This is a genomic window from Infirmifilum sp. (genome assembly GCF_049970975.1).
In the GTDB taxonomy this organism is placed as follows: Archaea; Thermoproteota; Thermoprotei; order Thermofilales; family Thermofilaceae; genus Thermofilum; species Thermofilum uzonense.
On record NZ_JBMFLX010000079.1, the window covers coordinates 4,512 to 6,146 of the forward strand.

The 1,635-nt window shown below is 52.2% G+C and carries 1 protein-coding gene and 1 pseudogene; both read right to left on the reverse strand.

Annotated features, from left to right (window positions below; genetic code table 11):
• Positions 1-323, reverse strand: a 323-nt coding sequence (locus ACP5KC_RS08265) for a hypothetical protein (RefSeq protein ID WP_428287246.1), incomplete at its 3' end; no start/stop codon positions are given.
• Between the two features lies 1 nt (position 324).
• Positions 325-1,635 (reverse strand): annotated as a pseudogene (locus tag ACP5KC_RS08270) (hypothetical protein); the annotation flags it as partial.

The following is a 1,635-nucleotide window of genomic DNA, read 5'->3' on the forward strand; positions in this document are numbered from 1 at the left end:
AGCGTTAAGAAATGGGTCTTCCCGAGGCCCATTGCGTGAGTGAGCGGGAGGACGGGTACGGCTTCCGAAACATTCTGCAGGCTTACGTTTACAACTCTCAGCGCGTCTACCAGCGGCTCCCGGAAGTACGTTGTCGCGAGGAACGTTGCGGAATCTAGGAACTCTTCGCTAACTTCTATGTCAGCTATGCCGAGGTCTTTCTGCAGTACCATGCCGAGACTGGGGGCCAGCCTGCCGACATACTCCTGTGGTTCAAGGTACCGGTACACTTTCGATGCCAGCGTGCTGAGCTCAACAACTTCTTTGAGCCTCGGAAGTGCCACGCTAGACACCTCGATATATTGCCACCAGCACCTTGTCTGCAAATTCACGAGTGAGCTCAGAAAGCCCAACGAGCTCGAGCTCGCTGCTTCTAGCAGTGCGCAAGAGGAACAGCGCCGTAGCAGCCACCCCGCGGCTCACGGGCATTGATGAGATCACACCCTTCGCAGCCCTAGAGACATCTTCCTTGGGCTGCCCCCCTATAAGCCTAAGCAAGTGTATGGCCCGCCCAGCGGACGTCTTGGTGAGCACTTCAATGCGATGGCCGACGGCGCTATAACATTCGCTCCCAAAGAGCACCTCGTACTTGTTTGACGAGGATCCAGCCGACTTTCTAAGAAGTCCGAAGTTTACTAGTGCCTGGTGAGGTACGTTCAGGATCTTGCATATCTTCTCAACAAAGTCGTAAACCAGCTCCCTAGAACCCGCGTATCGTGTAGCGGTCCAGAGCACGAGGTAAGCGCGAGTATAGCTGTCTGTACTAAGCACTTCACTTACTGCTCGTTCATCCAGCTTAGCCCTCTTAAGACTGTCCTCGAGCAGTATTGTAGATGCGAGATATACAGCTGCGGGGTAAAGCACCTTTTCATAGAATGTTAATGCCTTCTTGAACCTAGACTTATCTAGAACCCCCTCCACGGCACCAAAGTATTCAAGAATGCTCTTCTGGGATGGGGTCTCCAACTTATCGATGTCAGGATTCCAGATTCTGGTAGCACCCGCGATGCCGCCGGCAAGACCCATTATGAATATCTCTGGCCCCGAGACCTTAGAGTTGTACGCACTGGCGAGCGAGTCTAATACGGCACTAGCAATAGCTTTCTTGAGGGTCTCGTCCTGCACGATCATGGATGGGTTGTTGGCTCCGGTAACCAGTTCTTCGACAACGCCTCTCTTTCTGAGCACAAGTATTAAGGATGTGAAGAAGGCTGACGTCAATAACGCTACACGCCTCTGTGCCATTTCTGTCCATGTAGGCCAAGCCTTGCTCAAGGTGAAACCCGCTGCATAAAGAGAGGACATTATAGCTTCCCAAGCATCTGGGTCGCTGTGCGTAAACCACACTATCAGTAAGCCATCGTCCCTGAGCACTTCACTGACGCGGCGGAAGAACTCCCACATTCTTAAAACGTACCAAGCACCTGTGAACGGCTGTTTCTCGATTAATTCAACACTCTTGTTGCTGAGGTCGCCGATCTTATCACGACCTCGCCTAGCAATAATCTCGGCTTCTCTAGGTAGGACAGGTAGATTGGGAGACCACCCCTCAATAAAGAGCTCAACTCTCCCTCTCGACGGATCTCTGTTAAATAA